The organism is Curvibacter sp. T50 (assembly GCF_057219955.1).
The window spans coordinates 1,666,970-1,691,113 of the sequence record NZ_JBXVVU010000001.1 but is presented as its reverse complement, the minus strand read 5'-3'; the positions used below and the strand labels follow the sequence as shown (position 1 = coordinate 1,691,113).

Sequence of the window (24,144 nt, the reverse complement as noted above, 5' to 3'; positions counted from 1 at the left end):
TCCGCTTTCCGGTTACCTTTTCCATTTCTTCCCATCATGACCCTCAAGATCGGCATCAACGGCTTCGGCCGCATCGGCCGCAACGTGCTGCGCAGCGCCATCCAGAATTTCAGCGACATCCAAGTCGTGGCCATCAACGACCTGCTGGAGCCCGACTATCTGGCTTACATGCTGCGTTATGACAGCGTGCATGGCCGCTTCAAGGGCACCGTCAGCGTCGAGGGCAACACCCTCGTCGTCAACGGCCAGAAGATTCGCCTGACGCAGGAGAAAGACCCCGCCAACCTGAAGTGGGCCGAAGTTGGCGCCGACATCGTGATCGAATCCACCGGCATCTTCCTGGACAAGGCCGGTGGCGAGAAGCACCTGGCCGCGGGCGCGAAGAAGGTCATCTTCTCCGCCCCCTCCAAGGACGACACCCCGATGTTCGTCTACGGCGTGAACCACCAGACCTACGCCGGCCAGACCATCATCTCCAACGCCAGCTGCACCACCAACTGCCTGGCGCCGGTGGCCAAGGTGCTCAACGACAAGTGGGGCATCAAGCGCGGCCTGATGACCACCGTGCACGCGGCCACCGCCACCCAGAAGACCGTGGACGGCCCCAGCAACAAGGACTGGCGCGGCGGGCGCGGCATTCTGGAAAACATCATCCCCAGCAGCACCGGCGCGGCCAAGGCGGTGGGGGTGGTGATCCCCGAGCTGAACAAGAAGCTGACCGGCATGTCGTTCCGGGTGCCGACTTCCGACGTGTCGGTGGTGGACCTGACGGTGGAGCTGGCCAGCCCGGCCAGCTACGCCGAGATCTGCGCCGAGATGAAGGCCCAGAGCGAGGGTGCCCTGAAGGGCGTGCTGGGCTACACCACCGACAAGGTGGTGGCGACCGACTTCCGCGGCGAGACCTGCACCAGCGTGTTCGACGCCGATGCCGGCATTGCGCTGGACAGCACCTTCGTCAAGGTCGTCGCCTGGTACGACAACGAGTGGGGCTACTCGAACAAGTGCCTGGAGATGGTGCGGGTGGTGGGAGCCTCGCTGTGAACGTGCTGCGCTTTTCCGATGTGGTGGCCAGCGGTTTTGCCGCCGGCAAGCGCGTCTTCATCCGCGCCGACCTGAACGTGCCATTGCGCCCTCACGCTCCGCCGCTGCGCGGGTCGCTGCCCCCCGAGGGGGCGTCGGCCGGCTTGGGGCGGCCCGGCGCCGTCCTGGACGACACCGGCTGGGAGATCACCGAAGACACCCGCATCCGCGCCAGCGTGCCCTGCATCCGCATGGCGCTGGAGGCGGGCGCGGCCGTCATGGTCACCAGCCACCTGGGCCGCCCGGTCGAAGGCGCCTTCAAGCCCGAAGACAGCCTCGCGCCGGTGGCCGAGCGGCTGGGTGAACTGCTCGGGCGCGAAGTGCCGCTGGTGGCCGACTGGGTGGACGGCGTCACCGTTGCGCCCGGCCAGGTCGTGCTGCTGGAAAACTGCCGCGTCAACGTCGGCGAAAAGAAGAACAAAGAGGAACTGGCGCGCAAACTCGCCGCGCTGTGCGACATCTTCGTGCACGACGCCTTCGGCACCGCCCACCGCGCCGAAGGCACCACCTACGGCATCGCCCAGTACGCGCCCATCGCCTGCGCCGGCCCGCTGCTGGCGGCGGAGATCGACGCCATCAGCAAGGCCCTCGCCAACCCGAAACGCCCGCTGGCCGCCATCGTGGCCGGCTCCAAGGTCAGCACCAAACTCACCATCCTGCAAAGCCTGGCGAAAAACGTCGACCAATTGATCGTCGGCGGCGGCATCGCCAACACCTTCATGCTCGCTGCCGGGCTGAAGATCGGCAAAAGCCTGGCCGAGCCCGACCTGGTCGGTGAAGCCAAGGCCGTGATCGCAGCCATGGCCGCGCGCGGCGCCGACGTGCCCATTCCCACCGACGTGGTCTGCGCCAAGACCTTTGCCGCCGACGCGCCGGCCACCGTCAAGGCCGCCACCGCCGTGGAGGACGACGACCTGATCCTGGACATCGGCCCCGAGACGGCACAGAAACTGGCCGCCCAGCTCAAGGCCGCCGGCACCATCGTCTGGAACGGCCCGGTGGGCGTGTTCGAGTTTGCGGCCTTTGAAAACGGCACGAAAACGATTGCGCAGGCCATTGCCGAATCGAGCGCCTTCAGCATCGCCGGCGGCGGCGACACGCTGGCGGCCATCGCCAAATACGGTATCGAAAAGGACGTGGGCTACATCTCCACCGGCGGCGGCGCGTTCCTGGAAGTGCTGGAGGGCAAGACGCTGCCGGCGTTCGAGATCCTGCAGGCGCGGGCGGCGGGGTGAGCGGCGTTTACTCACAAAACAGTAGCAAACAATCACCGTTTGGCGATGGGTAATGGCACTTTTCATTCAAATTTTTCGCTTTTAACCTCCTGGAGACCGTTCATGGCCTTTGTTTCCCTTCGCCAGATGCTGGACCATGCCGCCGAGCATGGCTACGGCGTGCCCGCGTTCAACGTCAACAACCTGGAGCAGATCCAGGCCATCATGGAAGCGGCCCAGGAAACCGACAGCCCGGTCATCCTGCAGGCCTCGGCCGGCGCGCGCAAATACGCGGGCGAGGCCTACCTGCGCCACATGGTGCTGGCCGCGGTCGAATCGCACCCGAACATCCCGGTGGTGATGCACCAGGACCACGGGACGTCGGCGGCGGTGTGCCTGCAGTCGATCCGCTCGGGCTTCACCAGCGTGATGATGGACGGCTCGCTGTTGTCGGACGGCAAAACCCCGGCCAGCTACGACTACAACCTCGACATCACCCGCAAGGTGTGCGAGATGGCGCATGCGGTGGGCGTGTCGGTGGAGGGTGAGCTCGGTTGTCTGGGCTCGCTGGAAACCGGGGACGCCGGCGAAGAAGACGGCATCGGCGCCGAGGGCAAACTGAGCCACGACCAGATGTTGACCGACCCGGAGCAGGCGCGCGACTTTGTGGCGAAGACCGGGGTGGACGCGCTGGCCATCGCCATCGGCACCAGCCACGGTGCCTACAAGTTCACCCGCAAACCCACCGGCGACATCCTGGCCATCGACCGCATCGCCGCCATTCACGCCCAGATTCCCGGCACCCACCTGGTGATGCACGGCAGCTCCAGCGTGCCGCAGGAGTGGCTGGAAATCATTCGCCAGTACGGCGGGGACATCAAGGAAACCTATGGCGTGCCGGTGGAAGAAATCCAGCGCGGCATTCGTAGTGGCGTGCGCAAGGTCAACATCGACACGGACATCCGCCTGGCGATGACCGGCGCCATGCGTCAGGTGTTCGCAGAAAAACGATCGGAGTTTGACCCCCGCAAGGCGCTGGAGGCCGCCCGAAAAGCCGCACGGGGCATCTGCAAGGCACGCTTCGAGGCCTTTGGCTGTGCGGGCATGGGCAGCCGAATCAAGCCGGTCAGTCTGGAGCTGATGTCCGCGCGCTACCGCTGACCCGGGAATAACCCTGAGCGGCGCGGGATTTGTCCACCGGATCGGTCAAGCTTCGTTAAAATAAGTGGCGGTTTATATTCACCCCCACCCCACGAGGAGCATCAATGAAAAAGTCTCACTGGATCCTGGCTGCCGCTGTTGCCGCCACCCTGTCGTCCCCGGCGTTTGCCAGCCTGGATCTGGCCAAGGCCAAGGCCTGCATGGCCTGCCACGCGGTGGACAAGAAGCTGGTTGGCCCGTCCTACCAGGAAGTCGCCAAGAAGTACGCCGGCCAGAAGGACGCTGAGGCCATGCTGGCCAAGAGCATCAAGGCCGGCGGTTCGGGCAAGTGGGGTGCCGTTCCCATGCCCGCACAGGCGGCACTCAGTGACGCCGAGGCTGCCACGCTGGCCAAGTGGGTGCTCGCGGGCGCCAAGTAATTCCCTGTTCATGGTCTCCAGGGTCGGGACGGCGATCCGAACCGATTCGTGGAACTGGAAGCGCGACTGGTACTCGTTGCTTTCTTGATCCCGCCAGAGGGTTACCTCTGGCGGGTTTTTTTCTGGTCGGCGACACTGCAGGCCGACCGATCCACCAGGAGGTATTTCCCATGAAAGCGACTGTCGGTTCCCTGCTGTTTGCGCTGCTGGCTCTGCTGGCGGTGTCGGCGAAGGCGCAGACCCCCGAACTGTTTCGTGAAGCCGACCTCAAACTGGGCGAGCGGCTGATCGCCGAGCACAAATGCACTGCCTGCCATGTGAGCAAAGTGGGCGGAGACGGCAGCGCGATCTATCGACCGGCCGGCCGTATCAACACCGCCGGTTTCCTGCGCGGCATGGTCGAGCAATGCAACACCGAACTGAATCTGGGGCTGTTCCCGGAGGAGGTGACGGCTGTCGCGGCCGTGCTCAACCGCGATCACTACCGATTCAAGTAGGCCCGGGCGAAGCGTCGGCGCCGACCTTGGCGAGGCTATCGGTGTAATCCCTGATAAAGCTTCGCGGCATATCCTATATATTCGTGCATCGGCATATAAACAAGTGACGAGAGAATGACTGACGCGGAAACGCAGCGACGGGAAGTGTTTGACAAGGCGGCCGAACTGTTTTCGCTGATGTCTACGCCCATTCGCCTGCGCATCATCAGTGAACTGTGCACCGGCGAGCGCAACGTCGGGCAACTGCTGGAGCGTATCGAAGTCGCGCAGCCCAATATGTCGCAGCATCTGAACATGCTGTACCGGGCAGGCGTGGTGTCTCGCAGACGCCAGGGTGCCCAGATTTATTACCGTATCGCCGACGAATCGGCGGGCATGGTGTGTCGCGCGGTGTGCACGCAGGTGGCGATTGACCTGGACGACAAAGGTTGAAGGCGAGGCGGCGTTTTCAGGCCGTCGCGTGTTCGTGACAACGGAGAAAAGGAGCTTATGTGAAAGACGACAGCATCAACTCAGGAAGGGTCCGCAAGGCACCCGAACATTTCCTGAGCCGTGAAGGAATCAAGACGGTATGGTCCGAGGCCAAACGGGGCCGCCGCGACTTCATCCGCAACGCCTTTGCCGCGGCGGCAGCGGGCGCGGCCGTTCCTGTGGCATTGGCCCAGGGCAACCCGGTTCCGCCGGAGGGTGGGGACCCCAACATCCTGAACCTGCCCGAGCACGCGACGGGTCTCGGGCAAGGGGTCGCGACCGACGGGTATGGCAAGCCGTCCAAGTTCGAAGCCAATGTGCAGCGCCGCCAAAGCCCCGGTCTGACCCAGACCACGCAGGCCTCGGTATCGTTTGCACCCCTGCAGTCGCTCTTTGGCATCGTTACGCCCAGCGGACTGCATTTCGAGCGCCACCACCAGGGCTGGTGGGACATCGACCCCTCCAAGCACCGCTTCATGATCAACGGCATGGTCAAGAAGCCCATGGTGTTCACCATGGACGAGATCATGCGCTTGCCGGCGGTATCGCGTTTCCACTTCATTGAATGTGGTGCCAACACGGCGGTGGAATGGGGCAATGTGGCCGTGCCGACTGTCCAGTACACCCACGGCATGTTGTCCTGCAGTGAGTTCACCGGTGTTCCTCTGATCACCCTGCTGGAACTGGCGGGCGCCGATCTCAAGAACGGCAAGTTTGTCCTGGCGGAAGGCGGTGAAGGCTCGGCCATGACCCGCACCATTCCGATGAGCCTGATCACGTCCGGTGAAGTGATCGTGGCCTATGGCCAGAACGGCGAAATGCTGCGGCCCGAAAACGGCTATCCGCTGCGACTGGTGGTGCCGGGTGTGCAGGGCGTCAGCTGGGTCAAGTACCTGCGCCGGATTGAAGTGGGTGACAAGCCCTATGCAGCCAAGGACGAGGCCATCCACTACATCGACCTGCAACCGGGTGGTCTGCATCGCCAGTACACCAACCTGCAGGAGTGCAAGAGTGTGGTGACCACACCGTCCGGCGGTCAGGTGCTGCTGGACAAGGGCTTCTACAACATCACCGGCCTGGCCTGGTCAGGCAAGGGCAAGATCAAAAAGGTCGACGTCTCGGTGGACGGTGGGCGCAACTGGCGCCAGGCCCGTCTGGAGACGCCCGTGTTGTCCAAGGCGCTGACCCGTTTCAACATCGACTGGGTATGGGATGGCAAAGCCGCCATCATCCAAAGTCGCGCCACCGATGACACCGGTTATGTACAGCCAAACTATCAGCAGCTGCGCGCCGTGCGTGGCACGCGCTCGATCTACCACAACAACGCGATCCAGTCGTGGCTCGTTCAGGAAAACGGAGAGGTCAAGAATGTCCAGGTTTCGTAATGCATGGCTGGCGGTTCTCGCAATCGGCCTGGCGGGCACCGCATTCGCCCAGTCGGGCAAGTTTCCGGGCGTCGGTCGGGAGGCGACCCCCAGGGAAGTCGCGGCCTGGGATATTGATGTACGACCCGATTTCAAGGGCTTGCCTGCGGGCTCGGGCAGCGTTGCCAAGGGCCAGGATGTCTGGGAAGCCAAGTGTGCCCATTGCCATGGCGTGTTCGGCGAGTCCAACGAAGTGTTCAGCCCGCTGATCGGCGGTACCACGGCCAACGACATCAAGAACGGGCGGGTGGCCAACCTGTCTCGCGAGGACTATCCCGGCCGCACCACCATCATGAAGGTGGCCACGGTGTCCACGTTGTGGGACTACATCAACCGGGCGATGCCCTGGACCAACCCCAAGACCTTGACCACCGAAGAGGTCTACGCCGTTACCGCCTTCCTGTTGAACCTGGCGGGCGTGGTACCTGACAACTACACCCTGTCGGACAAGAACATTGCCGAAGTTCAGGCGCGCATGCCCAACCGCAATGGCATGACCACGGCCCACGCCATGTGGCCGGGCAACGAGTTTGGCGGCACCAAGGTGCCCGACGTGCGCGCCAAGGCCTGCATGAAGGATTGCGCCACCGAGCCCAAGGTCGCCTCGTTCCTGCCGGACTTCGCTCGCAATGCGCATGGCAACCTGGCCGAGCAGAACCGTATGGTGGGGGCTCAGCGTGGTGCGGACACCACCCGCCCGGAAGGCAAGGCAGCGCCGGCGGCGGCGCCCGCTGCACCGGCTGCGGCCGCGCCCAAAGCCGAGGGCGGCGCCGACAACAAGGCGGCCATCGCGCTGACGGCCAAACACAGTTGTACGGCCTGCCATGGCATGACGAACAAGATCGTCGGCCCCTCGTTTGCCGATATCGCCAAGAAGCATGCTGGTAAGGTCGATTACCTGACCGGCAAGATCAAGGCGGGTGGCTCGGGTGTCTGGGGTCCGGTGCCAATGCCGCCGCAGTCGATCGGTGATGCCGATGCCAAGGCCATTGCGCACTGGCTGGCGGCCGGCGCGGCCCGTTGAAGCACGGGAAAATACCGAGCGGAAACCTTCATCCTTTCATTAGCATTGATTTAACCAAGGAGATCCCCAATGCAAAATCGTCGCGATACCCTCAAGCAGGGCGCCGTGGTAGCCGGCTTGCTGGCTTCGACCGGACTGTTCCCGCAGTACGCCCATGCGTTCAACAAGAATGCGTTCGACGCCAAGTCGATCGCTGACGCGCTCAAGGCCTACGGTGCCGGTGCTCCCGCGGAGAGCAAGGACGTCACGGTGACCGGTCCGGATATCGCCGAGAACGGCGCCGTGGTGCCCCTGGGTGCTGCGACCACGCTGGCAGGCGTCAAGCAGATGCTGTTGCTGGTCGAGAAAAATCCGTCGGCGCTGGTGGCCATGTTCAACGTGACGGACTCTGTGGACGCCAACTTTTCGACCCGCGCCAAGATGGGCCAGTCGTCCGATGTCTACGCCGTGGCGATCATGAACGACGGCAAGGCGCTGTTCGCCAAGAAAGAAGTCAAGGTCACCTTGGGCGGTTGCGGCGGCTGATCGGCGCTTGCTCACCCACCTTTACCGAACCCACCATATTCAGGAGTATTCAAAATGGCAGATCCGATGCGCATTCGCGCCCAAGCCGCTGGCGACAAAGCCACTGTTCGCGTTCTCATGAGCCACGAAATGGAAACCGGTCAGCGCAAGGACGCCGCCGGCAAGACCATTCCGGCGTGGTTCATCCAGAACGTTGAAGCCAAGCACAACGGCAAGACGGTCATGACCGCCGAGTGGGGCACGGCCGTGTCCAAAAACCCGTTCCTTCAGTTCTCCGTCAAAGGCGCCAAGGCGGGCGACAAGATCGCCGTGACCTGGAAAGACAACAAAGGCGAAACCCGGACGGACGAAGCCACCGTGTCCTGATCCAACGACGCGGAATTGCGGACCTGCAGGGGTGAAGGTGACTTCACCCTTGTTTTTTCAACCACAAGAGGAAGACAAGCGGATGACCAAATCAATGTGGATCCTGGCGGCCGGCGCCTTGTGCACGACGGCAGCATTGGCCCAGAAAAATGCGGCGGTGCAGTCCATCGAAGAGTATCGTGCGATGCTGCAAGATGGCAATCCCGCAGAGCTTTTCGAAGCGAAAGGCGAGGGCCTGTGGAAGCAGAAGCGGGGTCCGAAAAATGCTTCGCTGGAACAATGCGACCTGGGCAAGGGTCCCGGTGTGGTCAAAGGCGCTTTTGTCGAGCTGCCGCGGTATTTCCCGGATACGCAGAAGATGCAGGACCTGGAGTCGCGCCTGGTGACTTGCATGGAAACCCTGCAAGGCTTCAATGGCGCCGAGATCGCCAAGACCCGGTTTGGCCGGGGCGAGCAAAACAACGTCACAGCGCTGGCGACCTGGATTTCGGCCGAATCGAAGGGCATGCGCTTCAACTTGCCGCAGAACCATCCCCAGGAAAAGACATTCTATGAAGTGGGCAAACGCCTTTTCTTCCAGCGCGGTGGTCCCCATGACTTCTCCTGCGCTTCCTGCCACGGTGAAGATGACAAACGCATCCGCCTGCAGGACCTGCCCAACCTGACCAAGAACCCGGGCGACGGCATCGGGGTGGCGGCGTGGCCGGCTTACCGGGTGTCCAACGGGCAAATGTGGGGCATGCAACTGCGGCTCAATGACTGCTACCGTCAGCAACGTTTCCCCTACCCGGGATTTGGCAGTGACGCAACGATCGCGCTGGGTGTCTACCTCGGTGTCAACAGCAAGGGATCGGCGTCTGTGGCGCCGGCAATCAAGCGTTAAGAACCAGGAGCATTGCATGAAGACCATCGCCACCACGACCGCTGCCTTGCTGGGCGCCGCCGCCATTGTTGCCGGCTGTGCCAGCACACCCGCAACCCCCGACTATGACAAGCTGACCGACGAGATCGTCAAGGCGTCGTTCCGCGACGAAGGCATTGTCAAAGTGACCACCTTGACCCAGACCGACGAGACCAACCGCCTGTGCAGCGCCGCCGACGTTGCAGGCAAGCCGCTGGACGAGAAAACCGCCAAACGAATCGAGGCGGAAAATCTCAAGACGGTCAAATGGCCGACCGATGGCAAGTTTCTCGGTGACTGGCGAGAAGGCGAGCGCATTGCCCAAAGTGGCCGAGGCTTGACCTACACCGACGACGCGACCGTGGTCAACGGCGGCAATTGTTACAACTGCCACCAGATCGACAAGAAAGAAATCTCCTTTGGCACCATCGGCCCGAGCCTGTACAACTACGGCAAGATCCGCGGCGTGGCCGACCCCAGCAGCCCGGCTTCCAAGGCGATCGTCGAATACACCTGGGGCAAGATCTGGAACGCCAAGGCCTACAACGCCTGCTCCAACATGCCACGCGCCGGTCACACCGGAATTCTTACCGAAGCGCAGGTGCGTCACGTGGTGGCCTTGCTGCTCGACCCCAAGTCCCCGGTGAACCAGTAAACCGTGTTCCACAGACCCGGCCTGGCCGGGTCTTTTCTTCTTCCTTACTTCAGTAGTTGCTTACATGTTGAATTTGTCCAAACGCGAATTTCTTCAGGTCCTGGGCGCAGGATCAGTGGCTGGAATGGGTCTGGGTACCTGGGCCGAGGCCGATGCGGCAACCGCCGCCAATGCGCTGTATGACATTCCTCGATTCGGGCAGGTCTCCTTTCTGCACATGACCGATTGCCACGCGCAGCTCAAGCCGATCCACTTTCGCGAGCCTTCGATCAATCTTGGCATTGGCTCCATGAAAGGCAACCTGCCGCACCTCGTCGGCGAGCACCTTCTGAAGTTTGCCAAGATTCGCCCGGGCACGGCCGAGGCGCATGCGCTGACTTACCTGGATTATGAAAAAGCGGCCCGCCGCTACGGCAAGGTCGGCGGCTTCGCCCATCTGTCTACCCTGGTCAAACGACTCAAGGGCAGCCGTCCCGGTGCCCTGCTGCTGGACGGCGGAGACACCTGGCAAGGCTCGGGCACCTGCCTGTGGACCAACGGTCAGGACATGGTCGACGCCTGCAAGCTGCTGGGCGTGGACGTGATGACCGGCCATTGGGAATTCACCCTGGGCATGGAACGCGTGAAGGAAATCGTCGAGAAGGACTTTGCCGGCAAGGTCGATTTTGTCGCCCAGAACGTCAAGACCAACGACTTTGGCGACCCGGTGTTCAAGCCGTATGTGATTCGCGAAATCAACGGCGTGCCCTGCGCCATCATCGGCCAGGCCTTCCCGTACACCCCGATCGCGAACCCGCGCTACATGGTGGCCGACTGGGCCTTCGGCATCCAGGACGACAACATGCAGAAGATGGTCGACGAAGCCCGCGGCAAAGGTGCCCAGGTGGTCGTCGTCATCAGCCACAACGGCATGGACGTGGATTTGAAGATGGCCAGCCGGGTCACCGGCATCGACGCCATCATGGGCGGCCATACCCACGACGGCATGCCGGTGGCGACACTGGTGTCCAACAAGAGCGGCAAGACCATTGTCACCAACGCCGGCTCCAACGGCAAATTCCTGGGGGTGCTGGACTTCGAGGTCAAGGACAAGAAAGTCACCGACTTCCGCTACAAGCTGCTGCCCGTCTTCTCCAACATGCTGCCGGCCGACAAGGAGATGGACGCCCTGATCACGAAGATCCGAGCGCCGTACGAAGCCAAACTCAGCGAGAAACTGGCGGTCACCGAAGGCCTGCTGTACCGCCGGGGCAACTTCAATGGCACCGGTGACCAGTTGCTGGTCGATGCGCTGCTGGAAGTGCAGGGCGCCGAGATTGCCTTCTCGCCCGGCTTCCGCTGGGGCACCACCTTGCTGCCCGGTCAGGCGATCACCCGCGAATGGCTGCTGGACATGACGGCGACCACCTACTCCTACGCCACCGTGACGGAAATGACGGGCGAGACCATCAAGACCGTGATGGAGGACGTCTGCGACAACCTGTTCAACGCCGACCCCTATTACCAGCAAGGTGGCGATATGGTGCGGGTCGGCGGGATGAGCTACGCCTGCGATCCGACCGCGACCATGGGCAAGCGCATTACCGACATGCGTCTGGGCGACAAGCCGATTGAAGCAGGCAAGAAATACAAGGTGGCTGGCTGGGCGCCGGTGGCCGAGGAGGCCAAGACGGCCGGCAACAAGATGGTCTGGGATGTGGTCGAGACCTGGCTCAAGGCCCGCGGGGGCAAGGTCAGCGCGCGCAAACTGAACGCGCCCAAGATCACCGGCGGTCTGCCCAATCCGGGCTACGCTGCCTGAGGTGCGAACGGGCCGGAAAGGGGGCAGATGCCCCCTTTTTTTGTGTCCGGCTGCCGCCCGGGGTGCCACGGCGTCATCGTTCACCGGAAATGTGGCTTAATAAGGCAATACCCAGCGTAAAAAGGTGCTCTTTAGCTATAAATAAGATATCGAAAAAGGAAAAGCCGGAAGGCTTTGGACCGTTCCGGCTTTGAATTTGGCGCCCCCGACAGGAACCGCAAATAAGCCGCAAACCCGCATGAATCCTTGATGTAGTGGCGAAGGGGTGAAAATATGCCCCCATACATGCCCCCAACGGGCAAAGGATGCCACCATGAAGAAGCTGACCGACGCGCAATTGCGCAACGTGATGACCCCCGGCAAACATGCGGACGGGGAGGGCCTTTACCTGGAGGTGACCCCAGCCGGCGCCAAGTACTGGCGCATGAAGTACCGTTTTGCCGGCAAGGAAAAGCGCCTTGCCTTTGGGGTCTATCCGTCCGTGAGTCTCAAGGAAGCCCGTGACCGGAAGGACGAAGCCCGCAAAATCCTGAAAGGCGGCAGCGATCCGGGGGCGCTGCGCAAGGCCGCCAAACTGCGGGCGGTAGCCGACGCGGCGAACACCTTGGAATCGGTGGCCCGTGCCTGGCTGGAACACCAGGCCGCACGCTGGGAGCCGACCACGTTGGACCGGATCGAAGCCAGCCTACGGACGGACCTGTTTCCCGCCCTGGGTGACCGCCCGCTGGCCAGCATCAAGCCGGGCGAGGTCATGGCCGTGGTAAAGCGCATCGAGGCACGCGGCGCCCCGGACCAGGCCGGCCGGGTGTTGCAGCGGGTGAAGGCTTTGTATCGGTGGGCGGTCAATCATGAGCGCATCGAATCGAACCCCATGCTTGATCTGGTGCCGTCCGAAATTCTCAAGCCCCGCGAGGTCCGCCACCGGGCCGCCCTGGCGGATCGTGACTTGCCCGAGTTCCTGAACAAGCTGGCCGCCTATGGTGGCGACGTTCACACGGCGCACGCCCTGCGCCTGCTGATCCTGACTGCCACCCGACCCGGCGAAACACGCGGCGCACGGTGGGCGGAATTCGACTTGGACGCGGCACTGTGGACCATCCCCGCCGAACGCATGAAGATGCGCACCGAACACCGGGTGCCCCTGTCCCGGCAGGTCCTGGAGCTATTGCGCACCATGCAGGCCCTGAGCGGCGGCCGTGAATTGGTGTTCCCCAGCCCCTTCTATCCCAGCAAACCCCTGAGCGAAAACACCTTCAATTCCGCCCTGGCCCGCATGGGCTACAAAAACACGGCGACCGCCCACGGTTTCCGCGCCTTGTTCTCGACCGTGGCCAATGAATGCGGTTGGAACCCCGACGTAATCGAGCGACAGCTTGCGCATGTAGAGCGCAACGAAGTGCGGGCCGCATACCACCGGTCAACCTACCTGCAAGACCGCGAACGCCTCATGCAGTGGTGGGCGGACTATCTGGACGGCCGCAAGGCCGGCAACGTGGTGAAACTGCCCCAGCGGGCCGCGTGAAAATCCCGGCCCGCCTTCCTTCCCTTGCTACCGCTGCAAAACAGCGGGGACAGCGGGGACAAACCAGCGAAACCCAGCATTCATGCGGGTTTCGGGGCGACATGGCAGCGGGGACACTGCGGGGACAGAACGGGGACAAAGCGGGGACACTTTTACATGATGAAAACTCATTCACTTCTTCATTCATGCACAGCCCCCGCCCTTGACCGCCCCGAACGCCCCGCGCTGCCCTGGCCGGGCCTTTGCTGGTCACCCTTGCACGTTTGCGGAATTGAGCGCGAAGGGGCCTTCCCCTGGAGCCCGTCGCCGGGGCTGGTTTTCGGCGGGTTTCGCTGGATTTCGTGCCAGATCGTATTCCTGTGGATAACTACCGCCCGTTTATGTGCTGAAAAATTAAGCTGTTGCACCTATGCGGTTAAGTGCTTGTTTTCATTGAGATTCCCGCCAGTGTGCTAAAAGTTCTCCACATAGCACACTTCATACAACGGGCGTTATGTTAAGTGATGTGCTGAATATATTCATTCTTGCACACTATCGGGAATTTGTGCAACAATCCGAATCGACGAAGAAGGGCGCCTATGACGATCAATGAATTCGACGCTGCACTTGACGAACTTGGGTGGAAGGTAAGCGACTTTTGCAGGGCAACCGGTCTGCACCGCAACACCCCGAGCCGCTGGCGCAATGACGGGGTGCCCGTGCCTGCATGGGTGCCCAAACACCTGGGGCTGCTGTTGGAGGTCAAGCGCCTGAGCGCCGTCTATCTGACCCCGACCAAGGGCGACGAATAACGCGAAGCCCTGGCGCGTTCGACCAGGGCACAAGGGCGGCGGGGTGAGTGGTGCAACACCCGCCCCGCCTGACCACAAAACAGGCTACAAAGGAGCTTGAATCATGGCTGCGACAGACTCTACCCCAAAGGCCAAACGACTGGCCGCACAGCCCCGCGTGAAGGCACGCGAACCAGCCCCCGCCTATGGCCTGCCTGAGGGGCCGACTTCGTTCCGGCATGGGTTACAAGCGCGGGAACGTGGGGTGTTGGACCGTGCCCTTGATATTGTGGGGCGAGCCTTGCGCGAACGCGAGGTGTTCAGCACGCCCGACGCGGTGAAACACTATCTGACCTTGCGCCTGGCCGCCGAATCGAGAGAGCATTTCGGGGTCATGTACCTGGATGGCCAAAACCGGCTGATCGCGTTTCAAGTCCACTTTTCCGGCACCTTGACGGAAACCAGCGTATACCCGCGTGAAGTGGTACTGGCCGCGCTGCAACACCACGCGGCGGCCGTGGTGCTTTGCCACAACCACCCAAGCGGCATCGTGATTCCCAGCTTGGCCGATAAAGCCCTGACGCAGACCCTGAAAGCGGCGCTGGCCTTGATGGGCATTCGGGTTCTGGACCATGTGATCGTCGCACCAGGCGCGGCCCTGAGCATGGCAGAACTGGGGCTGATCTGAGGGACTGAAGTTTCGCCACGCCTAGCCCGAGGCTGATCCCCGAGGGCGAAAAGCCGGACACCTTCACCGGCCTGGCGCTGGCACCCAATGAAGGCCGCACCTGAAGGGGTGGCGATGTTGACCGACGAAGAAACCGATGCAGTTTGTCGCACTTGGCACAGCAAGACCGACACCGAAAAAGACGCCGTATTGTCTGAGCTGCGGCGTCTTCGACGGATTGCGCATGAAAGGCCCGCGTTCCGTGTGTTCGGTTATGAGTCCTGGCGCCAGAACAGCGAAGAGATAGCCCGCGACATTTCCGAAAACTGGGAGGTGGGCTGGGTGGGCGCAGCACCGGCCATCGAAGCGGCAGTCCTAGAAAAGCTGCTTTTCTCGCAGAGGGTCGAGGCATGGGAGCGGGTCGCGCATATTCTTGAAACTGCGGTAGACGACCCAGCCGTAAATGGTGATGTTGCCGTCTGGGATCTTTTTCGCCGTTTCCGTTATGCGGTCAGTGAAGAAGCGGATTACAGCGATAACCCGGTACGCCATATTGTTGGATGCTTAGTCGATCGCGAGTTGCGGAACGAGATCATTAGCGTAAGCGGACGAATCAACGGAATGAAGCCGCATAAGAACCACATACGGGATGCCATGAAAGTGCCTATCCTCTGGGAGCAACACAAGGCGGAAGGCAAGTCCAAGAACGAGGCCGCGCCTTTGATTGCGATGGAACTGGGACTTGCAAAAACAACAGTACGCAAGAAGCTGCAGCGTTTTCGGTAGGGTGGATTGCCCCCCCGCATCCATGGACGCGGCCCCCGCATCCAATTTACGCCAATGGACGCAATCGGAAAGATTAAGGCTCCACTAAACGACGGAGCTCCGATGACCCTAGCTGCCCCCCCAAAGCCAGAAAAGTATTTGCGCCTTTCCGATGTCGAAAGTCTGACCGGCCTCAAAAAATCCAGCATCTATGCCGGCATGAAGGCTGGCACCTTCCCCCTCTGCATTCGGCTTTCTGCGCGTGCCGTGGCCTGGCCTGAATCGAGGATCGCTACTTGGCAAGCCCAGCGCGAGCAAGCGGGGGGCGCCCAATGATTGACGCCCTGATTTCCGGCCGCCTTCGTGGTGCTCCGAGCGTGCGCACCGGCAGCAACGGCGCACCCTTTGCCCTGTTCCGTGTGTCGGCTGCTGACAAGACCGGCGCAAGCGTGCTTTGCAGTTGCATCGCGTTTTCTGCGACGGTATTGGAGGCTGTAGAACGCCTGAGCGACGGCGACAGCATCGCGGTGACTGGCGAAGCCGCCATATCAACATGGAACGCCAGCGACGGCACACCCCGGCAGGGCCTTGACGTGACAGCCCACCAGGTGCTTACCGCCTATGCTGTGACCCGCAAGCGCAAGGCAGCCGAAACCCCGCCAGCCGAAAACACCGGGGGCGAGTGATGGGCAAGGCATCAAGGCGCAGGCGCGATCAAAACGCGCCCGCTGGCGATCCGTCCGCCCGCATGGCCAGCACAGCCACACCGGCACCGGCACCGGCCGCGCCAGCCCCGGCAAAGCCCCAGATGGACACCCGCCCGGCGCAAATGGAGCGGGCCGCCCACTACCTGACGAACCACCCCGACAGCACTGCAAAGGAAATCGACGCGGCATGTGATACCGGCTGCATCACGAAGGTGCTTTCCGATATGCGGGTGATGGGCTACGGCATCCGCAAGGGCTGGCGTGATGTGCGGTGCGACCACGGCACCCGCACGCGGCAGGTACGCACCTACCGCCTTTTGTATCGGCCGCGCACCCAGCCTGATCTATTCCCGACCGCATGACCAAAACCAACATCACGCCCGAACTGATCCGCGCTGCCCTGGCGCACCTTCCGGCAACCTGTGACCGTGAAACCTGGGCACGGGTGGCAATGGCGATCAAGTCCGAGTTTCCCGACAGCACGGGGCGCGACCTGTTCACAGACTGGAGCGGAACGGCCGATAACTTCGACGCCAAGGCCACGGCCGCCACCTGGCGCAGCGTGAAGGCCGGCGGCGGTGTGACCATCGGCACGCTGTTGCACCTGGCCAAAGAACACGGCTTCGCCTTGCCGAAAACCGACCAGGCACCAGCGCCCCCGAGCCCCGAGGAAGTGGCCCGGCGTGATCGTGAGCGAGCCGAACGCCAGCGGCAGGAACAAGCCCACACCGAAGCTGCCCACGCCCGCGCAGCGGTCGAAGCGGCGGCGCTGTGGGCGCAAGCCAGCGACCGGGGCGAAAGCGCCTACCTGACCCGCAAAGGGGTGCAAGCCCACGGCGTGCGTTTTGCGAGTGATGGCCGCTTACTGGTGCCCCTGTGCGACGAACGCGGCGAACTGCGCAACGTGCAAACGATCAACGCCAGCGGCGAAAAACGCTTCCTGCTCGGTGGTCGAAAGTCCGGCCTTTGGCACTGGTGCGGGACGCCCGACGATGCGCCCGTGCTGATCGTGTGCGAGGGCTACGCCACGGCCGCCAGTGTTCACCAGGCCACCGGCCGCCCGGCTGCTGTGGCCTTTGACGCGGGCAACCTGCTACCCGTGTCAAAGGCCCTGCGCAAGCTGCACCCCGCTGCCTTGCTGGTGCTGTGCGGCGATGATGACCAGGCCACCGAAGCCCGCACCGGCACGAACCCCGGCCGCCTGAAGGCCACGGCAGCGGCCCGAGCGGTGCGGGGCCTGGCGGTGTTCCCCGCGCCCCTTCCTGAAAATGGATCTGACTTCAACGACCTGGCCACGGCATCCGGCCTTGATGCTGTGCGATCCTGTATCGAGGCGGCAATCGAGGCGCACCAGGCCGGCGCATCGGCCGCCCACGCGGCGCAAGCCGACCGACCGGGCAAGGGTGGCCACGGCCCGCGCAATGCGCACCAAGGGGGCGGCGACGATGCCCACGACACCGGCCGCGCCTTCGATCCGTTCACTGTTGACGATGCCGGCGTGTGGCACATGGGGCGCGACCAGGAAGGCAAACCCAAGCCGCCCGAATGGGTGTGCAGCCGTTTGGACGTTGAGGCTCTGACCCGTGACCAGGACGGCGGCGGCTGGGGCTACCTGCTGACCTTTGGCGATCCGCTGGGCAAGGTAAAGACCTGGGCCATGCCTGCCCGCATGTTGTCCGGCGATGGCGGCGAATACCGGGCCGCATTGCTGGGCATGGGCCTTCGCATCGCACCCAGCCCCCGCGCCCGCAACCTGCTGACGCAATTCATACAGACCCGCCAGCCCGACGCCTTCGCAAGCTGTACCGACCGCATCGGCTGGCACGGCCGCGCCTTTGTGCTGCCCCGCGAAACCATCGGCGACGGCGCAGAGCGGATCGTGTTCCAGTCTGAAAGCCAGATCGAAAACACCTTCACCCTGAAGGGCACGCCCGACGCCTGGCGCGACCGGGTAGGGGCTGTGTGTGTCGGTAACTCACGCCTGGCCTTTGCGGTGGCCTGTGCCTTTGCCGGGCCGCTGCTGCGCCCGGCCGGGGTGGAGAGCGGGGGCTTTCACTACCGGGGCGACAGTTCCAGCGGCAAGACCACGGCCCTGAAGGTAGCTGCCAGTGTGTATGGCGGGGCGGGCTACCTGCAACGCTGGCGCACCACCGATAACGCCCTGGAAGCCATCGCGGCGCAGCATTCAGACTGTCTGCTGATCCTTGATGAACTGTCGCAGGTTGACCCCAAGACGGCGGGCGAATGCGCCTACATGCTGGCCAACGAACAAGGCAAGGCCAGAGCCACCCGCACCGGCACGCCCCGCGCCCGTCAGACCTGGCGCCTGTTGTTCCTGTCGGCTGGCGAGCTGGGGCTATCTGACCACATGGCCGAAGGCATGAAGCGGATCAAGGTCGGGCAGGAAACCCGCATGGCCGATATTCCGGCCGATGCCGGCGCCGGCATGGGTGCCTTTGAAAACCTGCATGGCCATGAAGGCGGCAGCGCCTTTGCGCGTCACGTCACCGGGCTGGCCGCCAGCGTGTACGGCGCACCCGGCCGCGCCTGGCTGGAATGGTTGACCACGAACGCGGACACCCTGAAAGCCCGCATCCGTGAAGCATCGGCCGCCCTGGCTGGCCAGATCGTGCCCGAGGCCGCCAGCGGGCAGGTAGAGCGGGTGGGCGCCCGCTTCGCGCTGGTGGGCGCAGCGGGCGAGCTGGCCACGGCCGCAGGCTTGACCGGCTGGCCCAAGGGGGAAAGTGAGCGGGCCGCCCGTGCTTGCTTCAATGCCTGGCTGGCCGCCCGTGGGGGCATCGGTAACGGGGAAGTGGTGGCCATGTTGCGACAGGTGCGCCGCTTTCTGGAAACCCACGGCGAAGGGCGCTTCGCAATGTGGCACCGATCCGCAGACGACCACGCCCCCAAGACCTTGATGCGGGCCGGCGTGCGACGCATGTTGAACGCGGAAGGCGAACCGATCAAGACCAATAGCCAGCACGGCGCAGAGTTTGGCGACCGGATGCCCGTTGTCCTGGGTGAAGGGGTGAGTTTCGAGTATTTCATCCTGGCTGAGACATTCAAGGGCGAGGTGTGCCAAGGCTTTGACCCGGTGGCTGTGTGCCGTGTGCTGTTGGAGCATGGCTGCCTGATCCCTGACAAGGGCCGCGCCTTCGACTGCAAACCCCGTTTGCCGGGTCTTGGGCTGACCCGGTGTTATCGCATCCCGCCCGCCTTGTTCGAGCTTGATCTATGACCGGGCGGGAGTCTTGTCGGGCCGCCCGTAGGGGGCGGGTGCGGGAGAACTTTCGCGCAGCAAAGCCGTGATTCAGGCGCACCAGGCACCAGACAAAACCAAGGGGCGACGCCTTCGCACGTGCCCGGAGTGATTTGTCCCCGCTGTCCCCGCTGCTTTCGAGTTTGTCCCCGCTGCCAACGGGGACAGATTTCCCCAATAGCGACAATGGGTTACGCGGGTTTTGCCGATTTGTCCCCACTGTCCCCGCAGAATTTGAACGATCCCCCGAAGCCGATCGGGCCAAACCCCTTGCCCCAACGGCCCGACGACCCGCTGGCACGGGGCTGGTGGGCATGGTGCGGCCGCTGGTTTTGGGGGCGTGCCCCCCTATAGGTACTCCTGGGCCTGTGACCGTTGCGGGTAATTCGACCCCCGTCGTTTCGCCAGTGGCTGCATTTCCAATGCACTTGACATTTACTTGACGCATGGTGAAGGCGACGACAGCCCCGGCCTTTGACCGGCACGGGCGAACCTGCGGACAGGCGCCCCCCCGGAACGGGTCCTTCCCGGACCCTGGCTACGCGGGTAATTCGAGCCGCGTGCTCGGACTGTTTCGCGACGCCCCCTAAGGGGGTTAACTTAACCCGGCGTCAGACAGGGCGCACCTTTGGCGGCTGCCATGATGGCTTTGATTCTGGCCGCTCGATACCTTGGAGTGCATGGGTAGGGGGGGGGCTTTAACTTTGGGGTCTTTCGCTCCAGACCCACCGCTTAAGCGATTTTTCGCGTGCGCAGGTTTTGGGGCGGGGGGGTACACGTTTACACCCCAGCAACCAGCCCGCCTTGCCCCGCACCGGGCCTTTTTCTTGGGGCCAGAAGGTCAGGAAAGAGGGGGGCAAATCCGGTGCCCCCATGCCCCCAAAAACTGCCCCCGATTTTGCCCCCAGATGGCCCCGGAATGTGGCAAACTTCGCCGGACCGCTTCGCACTACGTAACGCAGGGCTACAGAGGGAAAAACGAGAAAAGCCGGAAGGCTTGGGACCGTCCCGGCTTTGAATTTGGCGCCCCCGACAGGAATCGAACCTGTATCTAGCGCTTAGGAGGCGCTCGTTCTATCCATTGAACTACGGCGGCAGTTGCGGGCGCGATTGTAAGGGCCGTCAGTCGAACGGTACGGTCCACACCAGGTCCACCGCACTTTGCTCACCAGTCTGGGCGCGCAACGTCAGGCGCCGCGACAGGTCATAGAAGATGAACAGCGTGCCCAGGGCGCCGGTCAGGCTGCGCTCGTAGCTGACGTAGAAGTTGCGGGACAGCCGCTTCCCCACGGTGACGGTGGCACCGCTGAGGTCGGCCAGATTGGTCTGGCTCGCACCCCGTACTGAAAACTCGTCCAGCCCGAAAGCCTGGGCAACGCTGCCAGGCAAGCCCGCGCCTTTGCTCCCCAGAAGGGCCAAAGCGGCCTGTTGCAGCACGGCCGATTCCGTGCCCCCTTGGGCGGCGCCGCGTCCCAATACCAGCCAAGCCAGTTTGTCGGGGTCCGGCATGTCGGGCTCAGCCCACAGGCGAACCAGGGGAGCCTGCGCATTGCCCCGGATCTGAACACCGACCTTCTGTTCCAGATTCGGTCGTACCGCCAGAATGTCCAGCGCCGGGTTGTCCCACGCACCGGAGAACCGCAGACGGCCCGTGGTGATTTCCAGCACCTGTCCGTAGGCGCGGTAGCTGCCTGCCACGGTCCGCAACTCGCCCGTGAGCTGGGGCTGGAGGCGGGGCCCCGGCTCATTGCGCAGGCGCAGCGACCCGGCCAGGCGGGTGGTCAGACCCTTGCCTTCGACGCGGAAGTCGGCGCCCGGGTCCAGCGTCACGTCGACCACAACGGCCAGTGGCACCCGCCGGGGGGGTGGCGCCGCCGTCGCCCCGATGCCACCGGCCGGGTTCACCGGGTCGCCCCGTCCGCGCACGCGCACATCGGCACCAAGGGCGGGCGCGTCGTCCTCGGGCAGCACAAACAGCGCCTGGTCTGCGCGCAGTGATCCGCTCAGCGCCAGACGGTTCGAGTCGAGGCTGGCCTGCAACTGACCGGAAACCGCCAAGCGCCGATCCGCACGCGCGCTGACACGCAGCGCCTGGGCCCGGGCTGCGAGGTGCACCTCGATGCGGGTGCCCAGGGGCAGGGTGCTGGCCTGGTCTGCCGCGCGTGGCAGCCACAAGGCACGCCCGGTCAGGTCGAGCTGACCACCACGGGCACCGGCGCCACGAAAGCTCAGGCTGGTGATGTCGACCCGGTTGTCGGCCAGACTGGCCCGCAACTGGCCCTGGCTGAACTCGATGCCCTCCGCAGCCGAGCGCACGGCCAGGTCATCGGCGTGCAGGTAACCTTGCCAGGCTGGGGCGGCCCGGGTGCCCGTCAGAACGGCCTGTGCGTCGAGTGTCCCCCGCACCCGCCAGCCCGGCGGCGCGAGCACGGCCCAGACACCCAGCCGGGGCAATCGCACCTGGGCCTGACCGTTCAGCGGGGCACGGCTGGGCCATTGCCAGCCGGCGGCCGGCTGGTAGGACAGTTCGGTGCTGACCGTCGCGGTGGCTTCGCCCGCTCGCTCGCTGTCCCAGCGCAGCTGGGCGCTGGCGCGGCTGTTGTTGACAGTCAGCGTCAGGCGCGCCTGCCGGATTCCGGCGGCTATGGTGGAGCCGCTGTCATCCGCCTCGGTGGCCACCAGCAGGTCGCCCCGGCTGCGGGCCAGTTCCGCCTGGATCGCCAACTGCCCGGGCGCGACCCGTACCGACCAGTCGCCCGCCAGCTCCAGGTCACCGCGCAGACCCGCTGTACGACCGTCCAGCGCATCAATGCCGTCGATCCAGCTCAGCGGCAAGCCCTCGACGCGGCCATTGCCTTGCCATTGGCCGGTGGAGCCACGCCAAAGAAGTTCAGTCCAGCGCAGTCGACCCGGCTGCGCTCCGGGGCCGGCGACGAAGACCTGCCCGGCTCCGACCGCCAGTGTGGCGCTTCCGGCTTGCCAATCCACCGGTACCGGGGCTGCCAGTCGCGCCGAAACCGTGCCCAAGGGACCGCTGTCCTGCCGTTCGAGCACCGCGCTTTCCAGCCGGCCGCGCCAGTCTCCGGTCGCCGTGACTGCGGCCGTGGCACTACCGTGCAGCCGCACGCTCAGACCATCGCCTTCCCCGCGGCCCTGTCCCGTCACGGCGAAGCCGCTCGGTGAACCCTGTACATGCATGGACAGGTCGCGAACGAGCCAAGGCGCGGTTCCACCATCGCGTGTCAAAGTCAGAAGCGGCGCGGCCAGTCGGGCGTCAATCTGCAGGTCACGTCCCTGGTTCTGCCAGCCGCCGAGCCACTTTGCCTGCAGCGTGAGGCGGCCGCCGGTGTGCTGTCCGCCCAGCGCCCGGGCCACCGCCGGCCAGCGCTGGAGCCATTGACCCGCCCGCAGCGCATCGGTCACCTGCAGGTTCAAGGTGCCCGTGCCAGCGGTGGCGGCCAGGTGGCCCTGGGTTTCGATCACCGCGCCGGGCCAGGTGGCGCGCAATGCGCCGGCAACGGTTCGGGCCGGCCAGTCGATCTGTCCGCTGGCCTGAAGGGTGGCGTCAGCCGTTTGCACGTCGAGCTGGCGCACCTCCCACAACGGACCCCGTCGCACCGCTTGCCACTGGGCTCGCTGGAGCGCAACCGCGCCCGGCACGGCGCGCGCACCGATACTGGTGCGCAGGTCCCCCGCAACCGTCAGAGTGCCGCCGGCCAGACCTGCACGCAGCTGGCCGTCCAGCATGGTGGCGGGCAGGCTGGTGTGGACACGGGCCGGGTCGACCCGCTCGATACGCACCGTCGCGGTCCCGCCGAAGGGCTGGCCCGCGGTGGTGTTCCACCGCGCTTCGTCCAGCCAGATTCGCCCACCCGCGCCCTGGGCAATGCCGGAGTGAAGCTCCCAGCGACCGTGCCCGGCCAGGTGTCCTTTTGCCGCAATCTGCTCGAATGGCAGGCGCTGCTGGTCCCAGGGCCCGGAAAGGCGGTTGTTCAAGTTCAGGTCGGCTGCCCAGCCGCTCTTGTCAGGTTGGATGCGGGCTTCGCCGTCGAGCAAAGTCGCCGGCAGCCCGGGCCAGAGATTGGCCAGGTCCAGCGCCCGGGCCTGCACCCGGGCAGCGGCAATCGGTTGGTCTGCCCAGGGGCGGACCGTCGCTGTCACCGTAGCGTGCTGGGCCGCAGCAGAGCGCCCCAGCGGTTGCAGGTGCGCGGCCAGTGCCAGTTGGGGGTTCGGGCCGCCCAGCGGCCCGTTGAGGTGCGCGCGGGCGTGCAAGGGCAGGTCTTGGGATCGTCCAGCCACGGCGACCGAGACGGTTCCCGCCGCCTGGACGGAAACCGCCCAGGGTTGCCGGGCTGACAGCGATGCGTCGCCCGTGTAGCGACCTGCGGCAACACGCGCCCGTGCACCCTGAAGTCGATGACTTTGCCCGTCGTAGACGTAGAGGCCGGCGAGTTCCGTGGCGATCAGGTTGACCGCGCCGCTCCAGGTCAGGGTCTGCACGGCGACGCTGGCCTGCACCGGCCAGGGCAGAGTCAGGTTTTCCGGTGGCGTGGCCGGTTTGGGGGGACGCTGGTCATGCACGGTGATGGCGGCGGCTTCGACCGTGGCGAATTCCAGGCGTCCTTGCCACAGCGCCGGCCACGACCAGCGGAGCGAAACCCCGCTGGCGCGCACGGTAAGGTGGGGCTCGGCCCACTGCAGGCTTTCCAGTCGGGCGGTGCCGTCACGCAAGGAGCCGTGGGCCTGCTGCCATTGCAAGCCGTGCAGCTGTGGCACCAACCGCTGCGCCAGCCGCAGTGCATCGCCGACCGAATCGCTGTGTCCCGACCATGCCCACAGGCCCGCGGCCGCTGCTGCCGTGGCCAGTGTGGCCAGGGCCAGCAAACCGCCCAGACCGCGGCCAAGAAGAGACAGGA

21 protein-coding genes, 1 tRNA gene and 1 pseudogene are annotated in these 24,144 nt (G+C 64.3%); 21 read left to right on the top strand and 2 right to left on the bottom strand.

Annotated features, from left to right (window positions below):
* The first annotated feature begins 36 nt into the window (after positions 1 to 36).
* The 21 genes and pseudogenes from gap to AC2EBU_RS07950 all read left to right on the top strand — a co-directional run bounded on the left by gap (position 37) and on the right by AC2EBU_RS07950 (position 19,207).
* The gene (gap, locus tag AC2EBU_RS08050) at positions 37 to 1,041 is read left to right on the top strand and encodes a type I glyceraldehyde-3-phosphate dehydrogenase (RefSeq protein ID WP_484609837.1); all 1,005 of its coding nucleotides are present in this window, start codon (positions 37 to 39) and stop codon (positions 1,039 to 1,041) included.
* Positions 1,038 to 2,315 carry a phosphoglycerate kinase gene (locus AC2EBU_RS08045; RefSeq protein WP_484609836.1) on the top strand — a complete coding sequence of 426 codons (1,278 nt, stop codon included), beginning with the start codon at positions 1,038 to 1,040 and terminating at the stop codon, positions 2,313 to 2,315. The genes gap and AC2EBU_RS08045 overlap by 4 nt, the downstream gene beginning before the upstream one ends.
* A gap of 102 nt (positions 2,316 to 2,417) precedes the next feature.
* Positions 2,418 to 3,455: a class II fructose-bisphosphate aldolase gene (fba, locus tag AC2EBU_RS08040; RefSeq protein WP_484609835.1), complete on the top strand. Its 1,038-nt coding sequence runs from the start codon at positions 2,418 to 2,420 to the stop codon at positions 3,453 to 3,455.
* Positions 3,456 to 3,559: 104 nt separating this feature from the next.
* Entirely contained in the window at positions 3,560 to 3,874 is a 315-nt protein-coding gene (locus AC2EBU_RS08035; RefSeq protein ID WP_484609834.1) for a c-type cytochrome, read from the top strand.
* Between the two features lie 170 nt (positions 3,875 to 4,044).
* Positions 4,045 to 4,371 carry a hypothetical protein gene (locus tag AC2EBU_RS08030; RefSeq protein ID WP_484609833.1) on the top strand — a complete coding sequence of 109 codons (327 nt, stop codon included), beginning with the start codon at positions 4,045 to 4,047 and terminating at the stop codon, positions 4,369 to 4,371.
* A 114-nt stretch (positions 4,372 to 4,485) separates the two neighbouring features.
* Positions 4,486 to 4,803, top strand: a complete 318-nt coding sequence (locus tag AC2EBU_RS08025; protein ID WP_484609832.1) for an ArsR/SmtB family transcription factor — start codon at positions 4,486 to 4,488, stop codon at positions 4,801 to 4,803.
* Between the two features lie 59 nt (positions 4,804 to 4,862).
* On the top strand, positions 4,863 to 6,227 hold the full coding sequence (gene soxC, locus AC2EBU_RS08020) for a sulfite dehydrogenase (RefSeq protein WP_484609831.1): 1,365 nt from the start codon (positions 4,863 to 4,865) through the stop codon (positions 6,225 to 6,227).
* A complete protein-coding gene (locus AC2EBU_RS08015; protein ID WP_484609830.1) occupies positions 6,211 to 7,290 on the top strand; it encodes a c-type cytochrome in 1,080 nt (359 codons plus the stop codon). The genes soxC and AC2EBU_RS08015 overlap by 17 nt, the downstream gene beginning before the upstream one ends.
* Positions 7,291 to 7,359: 69 nt before the next feature.
* Positions 7,360 to 7,815 (top strand): thiosulfate oxidation carrier protein SoxY, encoded by a 456-nt coding sequence (soxY, locus tag AC2EBU_RS08010; protein WP_484609829.1) that lies wholly within the window; start codon positions 7,360 to 7,362, stop codon positions 7,813 to 7,815.
* A 54-nt stretch (positions 7,816 to 7,869) separates the two neighbouring features.
* On the top strand, positions 7,870 to 8,181 hold the full coding sequence (gene soxZ, locus AC2EBU_RS08005; RefSeq protein ID WP_484609828.1) for a thiosulfate oxidation carrier complex protein SoxZ: 312 nt from the start codon (positions 7,870 to 7,872) through the stop codon (positions 8,179 to 8,181).
* A gap of 82 nt (positions 8,182 to 8,263) precedes the next feature.
* A complete protein-coding gene (gene soxA, locus AC2EBU_RS08000) occupies positions 8,264 to 9,064 on the top strand; it encodes a sulfur oxidation c-type cytochrome SoxA (RefSeq protein WP_484609827.1) in 801 nt (266 codons plus the stop codon).
* Positions 9,065 to 9,080: 16 nt separating this feature from the next.
* Entirely contained in the window at positions 9,081 to 9,737 is a 657-nt protein-coding gene (soxX, locus tag AC2EBU_RS07995; RefSeq protein ID WP_484609826.1) for a sulfur oxidation c-type cytochrome SoxX, read from the top strand.
* Positions 9,738 to 9,804: 67 nt separating this feature from the next.
* Positions 9,805 to 11,538: a thiosulfohydrolase SoxB gene (gene soxB / locus AC2EBU_RS07990; RefSeq protein WP_484610144.1), complete on the top strand. Its 1,734-nt coding sequence runs from the start codon at positions 9,805 to 9,807 to the stop codon at positions 11,536 to 11,538.
* A gap of 313 nt (positions 11,539 to 11,851) precedes the next feature.
* Positions 11,852 to 13,060: a tyrosine-type recombinase/integrase gene (locus AC2EBU_RS07985; RefSeq protein ID WP_484609825.1), complete on the top strand. Its 1,209-nt coding sequence runs from the start codon at positions 11,852 to 11,854 to the stop codon at positions 13,058 to 13,060.
* A 578-nt stretch (positions 13,061 to 13,638) separates the two neighbouring features.
* The gene (locus tag AC2EBU_RS07980; RefSeq protein WP_484609824.1) at positions 13,639 to 13,851 is read left to right on the top strand and encodes a helix-turn-helix domain-containing protein; all 213 of its coding nucleotides are present in this window, start codon (positions 13,639 to 13,641) and stop codon (positions 13,849 to 13,851) included.
* Positions 13,852 to 14,131: 280 nt separating this feature from the next.
* A pseudogene (locus AC2EBU_RS07975) lies at positions 14,132 to 14,518 on the top strand (JAB domain-containing protein); the annotation flags it as partial.
* Between the two features lie 114 nt (positions 14,519 to 14,632).
* Positions 14,633 to 15,283, top strand: coding sequence for a hypothetical protein (locus tag AC2EBU_RS07970; RefSeq protein ID WP_484609823.1), 651 nt, complete (start codon positions 14,633 to 14,635; stop codon positions 15,281 to 15,283).
* Between the two features lie 102 nt (positions 15,284 to 15,385).
* Positions 15,386 to 15,598 carry a helix-turn-helix transcriptional regulator gene (locus tag AC2EBU_RS07965; RefSeq protein WP_484609822.1) on the top strand — a complete coding sequence of 71 codons (213 nt, stop codon included), beginning with the start codon at positions 15,386 to 15,388 and terminating at the stop codon, positions 15,596 to 15,598.
* Positions 15,595 to 15,948: a single-stranded DNA-binding protein gene (locus AC2EBU_RS07960; protein WP_484609821.1), complete on the top strand. Its 354-nt coding sequence runs from the start codon at positions 15,595 to 15,597 to the stop codon at positions 15,946 to 15,948. Before AC2EBU_RS07965 ends, AC2EBU_RS07960 begins: the two co-directional genes overlap by 4 nt.
* 122 nt (positions 15,949 to 16,070) lie before the next feature.
* Positions 16,071 to 16,331 (top strand): hypothetical protein, encoded by a 261-nt coding sequence (locus AC2EBU_RS07955; protein ID WP_484609820.1) that lies wholly within the window; start codon positions 16,071 to 16,073, stop codon positions 16,329 to 16,331.
* A complete protein-coding gene (locus AC2EBU_RS07950; protein ID WP_484609819.1) occupies positions 16,328 to 19,207 on the top strand; it encodes a DUF927 domain-containing protein in 2,880 nt (959 codons plus the stop codon). The genes AC2EBU_RS07955 and AC2EBU_RS07950 overlap by 4 nt, the downstream gene beginning before the upstream one ends.
* 1,042 nt (positions 19,208 to 20,249) lie before the next feature.
* On the opposite strand, the gene AC2EBU_RS07945 is transcribed toward AC2EBU_RS07950, so the two are convergent.
* Both AC2EBU_RS07945 and AC2EBU_RS07940 read right to left on the bottom strand, forming a co-directional pair.
* A tRNA-Arg gene (locus AC2EBU_RS07945) sits at positions 20,250 to 20,324 on the bottom strand.
* Positions 20,325 to 20,350: 26 nt separating this feature from the next.
* Positions 20,351 to 24,112: a translocation/assembly module TamB domain-containing protein gene (locus tag AC2EBU_RS07940; protein WP_484609818.1), complete on the bottom strand. Its 3,762-nt coding sequence runs from the start codon at positions 24,110 to 24,112 to the stop codon at positions 20,351 to 20,353.
* Between the last annotated feature and the right edge of the window lie 32 nt (positions 24,113 to 24,144).

Coding starts and splice junctions, on each gene's coding strand:
- fba (WP_484609835.1), top strand. CDS start 2,418: ATGGCCTTTGTTTCCCTTCGCCAGATGCTGGACCATGCCGCCGAGCAT.
- AC2EBU_RS07985 (WP_484609825.1), top strand. CDS start 11,852: ATGAAGAAGCTGACCGACGCGCAATTGCGCAACGTGATGACCCCCGGC.
- AC2EBU_RS07950 (WP_484609819.1), top strand. CDS start 16,328: ATGACCAAAACCAACATCACGCCCGAACTGATCCGCGCTGCCCTGGCG.
- soxX (WP_484609826.1), top strand. CDS start 9,081: ATGAAGACCATCGCCACCACGACCGCTGCCTTGCTGGGCGCCGCCGCC.
- soxY (WP_484609829.1), top strand. CDS start 7,360: ATGCAAAATCGTCGCGATACCCTCAAGCAGGGCGCCGTGGTAGCCGGC.
- AC2EBU_RS08025 (WP_484609832.1), top strand. CDS start 4,486: ATGACTGACGCGGAAACGCAGCGACGGGAAGTGTTTGACAAGGCGGCC.
- soxZ (WP_484609828.1), top strand. CDS start 7,870: ATGGCAGATCCGATGCGCATTCGCGCCCAAGCCGCTGGCGACAAAGCC.
- AC2EBU_RS08035 (WP_484609834.1), top strand. CDS start 3,560: ATGAAAAAGTCTCACTGGATCCTGGCTGCCGCTGTTGCCGCCACCCTG.
- AC2EBU_RS08015 (WP_484609830.1), top strand. CDS start 6,211: ATGTCCAGGTTTCGTAATGCATGGCTGGCGGTTCTCGCAATCGGCCTG.
- AC2EBU_RS07980 (WP_484609824.1), top strand. CDS start 13,639: ATGACGATCAATGAATTCGACGCTGCACTTGACGAACTTGGGTGGAAG.
- soxA (WP_484609827.1), top strand. CDS start 8,264: ATGACCAAATCAATGTGGATCCTGGCGGCCGGCGCCTTGTGCACGACG.
- AC2EBU_RS07970 (WP_484609823.1), top strand. CDS start 14,633: ATGTTGACCGACGAAGAAACCGATGCAGTTTGTCGCACTTGGCACAGC.
- gap (WP_484609837.1), top strand. CDS start 37: ATGACCCTCAAGATCGGCATCAACGGCTTCGGCCGCATCGGCCGCAAC.
- AC2EBU_RS08030 (WP_484609833.1), top strand. CDS start 4,045: ATGAAAGCGACTGTCGGTTCCCTGCTGTTTGCGCTGCTGGCTCTGCTG.
- AC2EBU_RS07965 (WP_484609822.1), top strand. CDS start 15,386: ATGACCCTAGCTGCCCCCCCAAAGCCAGAAAAGTATTTGCGCCTTTCC.
- AC2EBU_RS07960 (WP_484609821.1), top strand. CDS start 15,595: ATGATTGACGCCCTGATTTCCGGCCGCCTTCGTGGTGCTCCGAGCGTG.
- AC2EBU_RS07955 (WP_484609820.1), top strand. CDS start 16,071: ATGGACACCCGCCCGGCGCAAATGGAGCGGGCCGCCCACTACCTGACG.